The following is a 6,874-nucleotide window of genomic DNA, read 5'->3' as shown; positions in this document are numbered from 1 at the left end:
CTGAAGAACGGCTAAATGTTGTTTCGCATGCAATCGGAATCCTATTAGGTATTGTAGGCTTGGTACTGCTGCTTCGGCAAGACTCCCATAAGACTGCGTTTGCAGGATTTAGTATCATCGTATACAGTCTTTCCTTCATCCTTCTATTTAGCGCTTCTACGGCATATCATGCTGTTTCTTCCCCGATTCTAAAAAGAAGGTTGCGTGTTTTAGACCATATCGGAATTTACATTCTAATTGCCGGCACTTACACGCCTTTAGCCCTCATTACCTTATTTCATGCCAGTGGGTGGACGCTTTTCTACATCGTTTGGGGCATCGCTGCTTTGGGAACCGTTCTCAAAATTTTCTTTACTGGAAAGTATGAGCTTATTTCCTTAATCCTGTATTTGGCAATGGGATGGTTGGTCGTTTTCGACTATGAGAATGTGCTGGACTATGTACCTTCCATAGGTATCAATTTACTTTTTTTAGGGGGTGCTTTTTACACCATCGGAACCCTTTTTTATGCGATTAAAAAGATTCCTTACAACCATTTTATTTGGCATGTTTTTGTCCTAGCTGGTGCGGTAAGCCATTGGTTTTTTATCTATTATGGTGTGGTGTAGGATTTCACGGTTGGTCAATAGGGCTATCATCGCATTCTAAATCGCCTACAACATATTGCATCCCATCCAATAGGTATTGTAGAAATTCCGAATTTTCCAAACTTTGCGCATTGTGCGAAGCCGAAGTGTAGAATACCCGACCTTCCCCATATTTTTTTATCCACGAGACATAGTTGGTTGTATTCTTCACCTCCTTTTTCAATCCTTCCAGTTTTGTAGTATCCACATAGAGCAGGGGGCGAAAATTGTAATCGAAGTAGGCATTTTTAAACAGGTAGGGTTCATCTACATGTTCAAAGCCATCGCCTTTAAAGGCTTCTACAAGGGGGTGTTCCGGGTCTACCTCCTTCACATGCATTTTTTGTTGTTTGGGATGGTAGTCAAAACTGCCGCCGGTCATTTCACTGAACTTTTCCGAATTGTTTTGTACGGTGATGGCCCCATGTAGTAGCATAAGCCCGCCTCCATTTTTAACGTACTCCATCAGATTATCTTCATAGCCAGCGGCGGCTTCCGTTATAGCTTCCTCTGACATGCTGGAATTAGCCTTCAATAAATCGTAGAAGAGATCCCGTTTCGGCCCCTTGGGGTTGGAGTTATTTAAAACAACGGCATCGAAACCGTCAAGATAGCTTGCAGAAAAATTGGTCACATCATAACCGATATGAATTTCAAAGGCATCCGTTTTCTTTGCAAGGATTTTTAGCATTTCATTGTTGTGGGGAATCGTCCAATGATCAAAACCGGTGGCTTTCGAGAAAACCAGGATTTTTCTTTTGTTTTCAGTGGGGATTCTGGTTTCGGAGGAGGCTAGTTTTTCTATGGATGCCAACCAAGTATTATTGATTTCCACCGGTTCTAAACGCTGGGCAGAGAGGTGTAGAAGAAAGAAAAGGGCACTAGAGGTCAGAATTGAATTTCGCATGAACAAGCGTTTTAATATGGAGATTTGCATGAATGGAATTTTAAACTTCCCTTATAAAGACCGTCTAACCTTCCATTACAAGGCCAACGATTCAAAAATAGCGATTGTTTCTTTTGTACGAATTGAAACCTTGTGACTTTCCCTACTAACGGATTTTTGAAAGGAAAGAGAACCGGAGAAAGAATTCGCATATTTCAGTACTTTCCGCGATATATTTACGTAGCATCAATACCCACATGAGCAAATTCGGCAACCCTGTCCGGGATTTTCAAATGTACCGTGCCAGACCTTGATTCAATGGTGTTAAACATTAGCTTTCAATGATTTCCCTATAGGTGACAAAGAATGCCTCTAGGCTGGTCATTTTTTCATTTAGAAATATCATCGTTTCACGCCAAGTGTTTTTATCATGAATCGAGACTCCTTCTTTCTCAACAAAAATAATGGAGATTTCCTTATGATTTTTCAAAAGGTAACTGTCTTCAAGTACGGCTTCTGGAAGGTATTCCTCCTTAAGAATCGACTGTAGGGATAACAGATTTTCCCAAATCGCGATGCGTTGGGCCAAATCTCCTTCTACGGTCATCGCAACCATTGCTTTCTTGACATCAAAATGGAACTTTAGTACCAATCCCTTGATTTTGGTATCGTAAAGTATCCATTTTCGAGGATAGGACTTTCCGAAGGAAGTCCAAAACTCTTGGCGCAGCTGTTTGGATTCATCTTTGCTGAACATTACAGGAAATAAGCGATAGTGATACCGGCCATGATGACCAATACCTTTCGAAGATTAAATTTATGTCCCTCCGAACTTTCAAATAAAATCACCGTAGAAATGTGCAAGAACACCCCTATGACCAGCGCATTGATGTTGGCGATATAATTTGGTGGTAGATTGAAATTGGCCGCCATATAACTCCCTACAGGCGTCATAATTGAAAATAATAGAATAAAGAAAATTGCTTTGACCAGTTTAATTTTCGAGTTCAGTAGAAAAATACTCAAGATAATAGCGATGGGAATTTTGTGAATGAGAATCCCATAAATAATAGTGCTGTTGCTCTCCATAGGAAAACCTTCCAACAGGGAATGTATTGATAAACTGATAAAAAGTAACCAAGGAAAATCACTTTTTTCACGATCGATATGTACGTGTCCGTGTTCGGCACCCTTGGAAAAGAACTCCAAAAAAATTTGCAGCAGAATACCCAACATTACGAAAACCCCAATGGTTTTTGGTTCGCTATGTGCGTAAACTTCAGGAAACAGTTCAAAAAGGGAAAGCGCCAATAAAAAGGCCCCACTAAAGGCTAGAAGGAGCTTAAAGTTCTCCTTGTTTTTGGGTTTGGCGATAAAAACAAAGCCAAAACTGAGCAGAACCCCGAGTATGGGCAGCAAATAAATCATTCAAACAACGGTTAGGTGCAAACAATTACCCGCTCGATGAGCAAGGTCGGGGCTAAAATTACTGTATTTTTACCGCAATTCTAGAACAACCTATGGGCAATAATTTTAAAATGGTCGCCAAGACCTTGTTTGGTTTTGAGGAAATTTTGGCGAAAGAACTACGAAATCTTGGTGCAAGTAATGTAAAAGAAGGAACACGTAACGTTTCTTTTGAAGGAGATACCGGCTTTATGTACAAGGCCAATCTTTGCCTGCGCACGGCCATAAAAATCATCAAGCCCATTCATTCGTTTGCCGTCCGTAACGAGAATGAGCTTTATAGGAAAATCTACGCCATGGATTGGGCCGAGCACCTTTCTGCGGATACCACTTTTGCCATTGATACCACGGCGAATTCCGAAAATTTTACACATTCGCTCTATGTCTCCCAAAAAGTAAAGGACGCTATTGTAGACAAGTTCAGGGATATGGACGGCAAACGGCCGAATGTTGATGTGAAGTTTCCCGATCTACGCATCAACATTCACATACACAATGAGTATTGCAATGTGTCTTTGGACAGCTCAGGACGTTCTCTGCACCATAGAGGATACCGAACGGCGACCAATATCGCGCCGATCAACGAGGTGCTAGCTGCCGGATTATTGTTACTTAGTGGCTGGGATGGTCAAGGTGATTTTATGGATCCCATGTGCGGAAGTGGTACTTTTTTAACGGAGGCGGCCATGATCGCCTGTAACATACCTGCCAACATTAACCGAAAGGAATTCGCTTTTGAAAAATGGGAAGATTATGACCAAGCGCTTTTCGAGAAAATAATGGATAGTAGCCTAAAAAAAGCCCGAGAGTTTCGCCATAAAATCATCGGCTATGACAAGGCTCCGTCGGCAGTGCGTAAGGCTCAGGACAACGTTGAAAATGCCAATCTTTCGGAGTACATTACCATAGAACGGAAGAATTTTTTCGACACCGACAAACCGGTCGATGGCTCGCTTCACATGGTATTCAATCCACCATATGGGGAGCGTCTAAACCTTGATATGGAGGATTTTTACAGTTCAATCGGCGATACCTTAAAGCAAGGGTATCCCGGAACGAATGCCTGGTTGATTACCTCGAATCGAGAAGCGCTGAAATTCGTAGGCCTTCGGCCTTCCCGAAAAATAAAGGTCTTCAACAGTCATTTAGAATCCCGCTTGGTAAAGTACGAGATGTACGAGGGAAGCAAGAAGGGAAAATATATGAAGAGGGAAGAATAGTCTATTGGCCCTCTTCGGGTACTGGTTTCTCCTCGACCTTTTTCGTCTTTTTATAGAGTGGTATCAAATAGGAAATAGAATAGTTGTACCCCACACCAAACCTGCTATTGTCGGTGACCTTATTGAAACCGGGGATAAAAAGATCCCAGAATTCCGCCTCCTGTGGGTCGCTAAAAAGATAGGCCAATCGAATGCTTCCGCCCAGATATAGATTTTTGAACAGTTCCATCTTAACGCCTACTACCCCCTCGATCCAAGATTTGGCACGGCCATCGAACTCCCTAGGCACGTCGGAACCCGCTACAAAATCATCGGGATTCCAATACCTGTTTGAATCAAAAAGCTGAAAATCGTTCACGGTTTGGCTGTGACTACTCACAGCGTAGCGACCGCCAAGGGTAATCATGTTCTGCTCCCCGTACCAATTGCCATAGGTGTTGTAATCTACTCCGGCCTTGATGTAACTTCCTGAAGTGGTAAAATTGTAGAGGTCTTCCTGTATGGTTTTTTTTTCGTTACCGATTTCTGCAGCGATATACAGTTTTTGCGACAGACGATAATCGGCGACTATTTCAAAACCGGTATAATCGTCATCAAGAAAGGAGGATATAAGCCTGCTCAGGTCGATACCGGCCCGCAGTCCGTAGGGCTGTTTGTACACTGTGGTATCTTTCGGATTGAGGTCAATGGTCTTACTTTTCTTTTCTTGGGCACTGCTCCAAAAGAGACATCCTAAAAAGCAAACACTAATGATATATCTTAACATGTGTCTCGTTTGAATTTTCTATCAGGGGAACGATTACTTCGATGTCTTTTATCCAATTACCGTCATCGGCTTCGGTGGTAAAGGAAGCTTCTACATTATCATAATTGGCCACAAAACCGCAAGCGCGCGATACGAATTTGTCGGTAGTCTCATAGGTAAGGGATATGGTATCGGTATTCACCGTAGTGGTATCGTTAGGCGTCGGATTTTGCGAGAGGATAAATACGGTAGCGGCCATAGTGGGCCTTAAGGGTAGCGAAACCGTATTCGAATCGTTTGCCACGAAGCTGATGGTCTCTAGTTCGGTATCAGAGCCGTCGTCGCCCCGTATAATCAAGGTAGGCACTTCTTTTAGGACCTCTCTGTCTTCGAAGTCATAAAAACCTATAACCAATTGAGGGGTATCGCCGTCAACGCAAATATCATCTTTTTCACAAGTGTGAAATACAAGGCACAGCAGTAAAAGCAACAGGGCGGTTTTCAGTAGTTTCATAGGTCTATCGCTTTTCTAAAAGTACAACATTTTCAACATGGTGGGTCTGGGGAAACATATCCACAGGCTGCACTTTGACCACTTTATACGCCTCCTTCATCAGCTCCAAATCCCTTGCTTGTGTGGCACTGTTGCAGCTAACATAAACAATCTTTTTTGGGGCGATAAGCAGAATTTGTTGTACCACATCCTTATGCATACCATCTCTAGGTGGATCGGTAATGATGATGTCAGGAGTGCCATTTTCAGCAATAAATTTGGTATTGAAAACCTGCTTCATGTCTCCGACGAAGAAATCTACATTGTCCAATGCATTGTGCGCCGCATTCTCTTTTGCTGCGGTAATAGCATCCGGAACGGATTCGATACCGACTACTTTTCTGGCCTTTTTGGCTACGAATTGCGCTATAGTACCCGTTCCCGTGTATAAATCGTAGACCAGTTCATTACCTGTTAGACCTGCAAAATCCCTTGTAATCTTATAGAGTTCATAAGCCTGTTCTGAATTGGTCTGGTAGAACGATTTGGCATTGATTTTAAACTGTAGACCTTCCATCTCCTCAAAAATATGGTCCCGACCGGCAAAACTGATGATTTTTTGATCGTAAATCGTATCGTTTTGTTTTTGGTTGACCACGTAAAGCAGCGATGTGATTTCCGGAAAGGTGGTCTTCAAGTAATTTAACAGCAACTCTCGGTTCGAAGGCTCATCGGCATAGAACTGTAGCAATACCATCAATTCCCCCGTGGAAGTCGTTCTGATCATTAAGGTTCGCAATAATCCTTCCTGTTGTCTGGGATTGAAAAAAGCGAGCTTGTTTTGAATCGCGAATTCTTTTACAGCAAGTCGAATGGCATTAGAAGGGTCCTTTTGCAGATGGCACTTTTTAATATCCAATATTTTATCCCACATACCGGGAATATGGAATCCGAGCGCATCTCTATCGGTAATTTCCCTATCCGATTGAATTTCCTCCAAAGTCATCCATCGGCTATTCGAGAACGAGAATTCCATTTTATTTCTATAGAAATACTGCTGCTTCGACCCAAGGATAGGAGAGACCTCGGGAAGCTCCAAGTGTCCGATACGCCTGAGGTTGTTCTCTATTTCCTTCTGCTTGTAAAAAAGCTGGTGCTCGTAGCCCATATCCTGCCATTTGCAACCGCCACAAACACCGAAATGTTGACATTCGGGAGTTACCCTTTTTTCCGACAGCGAATGAAATTTTGTCGCGACACCTTCAAAATAAGATTTCCTTTTCTTCGTAGTTTGTACGTCCACTACATCGCCAGGTACGGTATTCGTCAAAAAGATGACCCTTCCATCGGGGGCCTTTCCTATGGTTTTGCCTTTTGCCCCGGCATCCAAAACCGCTACATTCTCGAAAACCCGTCGCTTGTTCTTTCTTCGCATGC

8 protein-coding genes (1 of these 8 cut by a window edge) are annotated in these 6,874 nt (G+C 42.7%); 2 read left to right on the top strand and 6 right to left on the bottom strand.

The genetic code is table 11. The features are described from left to right. A protein-coding gene (gene trhA, locus FGM00_RS10700) for a PAQR family membrane homeostasis protein TrhA (RefSeq protein ID WP_138852903.1) crosses the window boundary here: on the top strand, positions 1 to 608 show its 3' portion. 25 nt of this gene lie to the left of the window's left edge; 608 of the gene's 633 nt are visible here — the last part of the coding sequence; its start codon lies off the left edge, out of view; it ends in the stop codon at positions 606 to 608. Positions 609 to 612: 4 nt separating this feature from the next. Here trhA and FGM00_RS10695 read toward each other — a convergent pair whose 3' ends face one another. The 3 genes from FGM00_RS10695 to FGM00_RS10685 all read right to left on the bottom strand — a co-directional run bounded on the left by FGM00_RS10695 (position 613) and on the right by FGM00_RS10685 (position 2,940). Beyond that, the gene (locus tag FGM00_RS10695) at positions 613 to 1,533 is read right to left on the bottom strand and encodes a ThuA domain-containing protein (RefSeq protein ID WP_138852902.1); all 921 of its coding nucleotides are present in this window, start codon (positions 1,531 to 1,533) and stop codon (positions 613 to 615) included. 310 nt (positions 1,534 to 1,843) lie between these two features. Beyond that, positions 1,844 to 2,269: a DUF4268 domain-containing protein gene (locus FGM00_RS10690; protein ID WP_138852901.1), complete on the bottom strand. Its 426-nt coding sequence runs from the start codon at positions 2,267 to 2,269 to the stop codon at positions 1,844 to 1,846. Next, entirely contained in the window at positions 2,269 to 2,940 is a 672-nt protein-coding gene (locus tag FGM00_RS10685; RefSeq protein WP_138852900.1) for a ZIP family metal transporter, read from the bottom strand. The genes FGM00_RS10690 and FGM00_RS10685 overlap by 1 nt, the downstream gene beginning before the upstream one ends. A gap of 92 nt (positions 2,941 to 3,032) precedes the next feature. Between FGM00_RS10685 and FGM00_RS10680 the strand changes: the two genes are divergently transcribed. After that, positions 3,033 to 4,199, top strand: coding sequence for a THUMP domain-containing class I SAM-dependent RNA methyltransferase (locus FGM00_RS10680; protein WP_138852899.1), 1,167 nt, complete (start codon positions 3,033 to 3,035; stop codon positions 4,197 to 4,199). Between the two features lies 1 nt (position 4,200). On the opposite strand, the gene FGM00_RS10675 is transcribed toward FGM00_RS10680, so the two are convergent. From FGM00_RS10675 to rlmD, 3 genes are read right to left on the bottom strand one after another with little or no spacing between them, the layout of a single operon-like run. Beyond that, entirely contained in the window at positions 4,201 to 4,965 is a 765-nt protein-coding gene (locus FGM00_RS10675; RefSeq protein WP_138852898.1) for a DUF6048 family protein, read from the bottom strand. After that, positions 4,946 to 5,458, bottom strand: a complete 513-nt coding sequence (locus FGM00_RS10670; RefSeq protein WP_138852897.1) for a DUF6452 family protein — start codon at positions 5,456 to 5,458, stop codon at positions 4,946 to 4,948. The genes FGM00_RS10675 and FGM00_RS10670 overlap by 20 nt, the downstream gene beginning before the upstream one ends. 4 nt (positions 5,459 to 5,462) lie before the next feature. Continuing rightward, positions 5,463 to 6,872 carry a 23S rRNA (uracil(1939)-C(5))-methyltransferase RlmD gene (rlmD, locus tag FGM00_RS10665; protein ID WP_138852896.1) on the bottom strand — a complete coding sequence of 470 codons (1,410 nt, stop codon included), beginning with the start codon at positions 6,870 to 6,872 and terminating at the stop codon, positions 5,463 to 5,465. Between the last annotated feature and the right edge of the window lie 2 nt (positions 6,873 to 6,874).

This window comes from Aggregatimonas sangjinii, from assembly GCF_005943945.1.
GTDB lineage: Bacteria > Bacteroidota > Bacteroidia > Flavobacteriales > Flavobacteriaceae > Pelagihabitans > Pelagihabitans sangjinii.
Note: the sequence above shows the minus strand (reverse complement) of the source record. Positions and strands in the feature narration are given on the sequence as shown.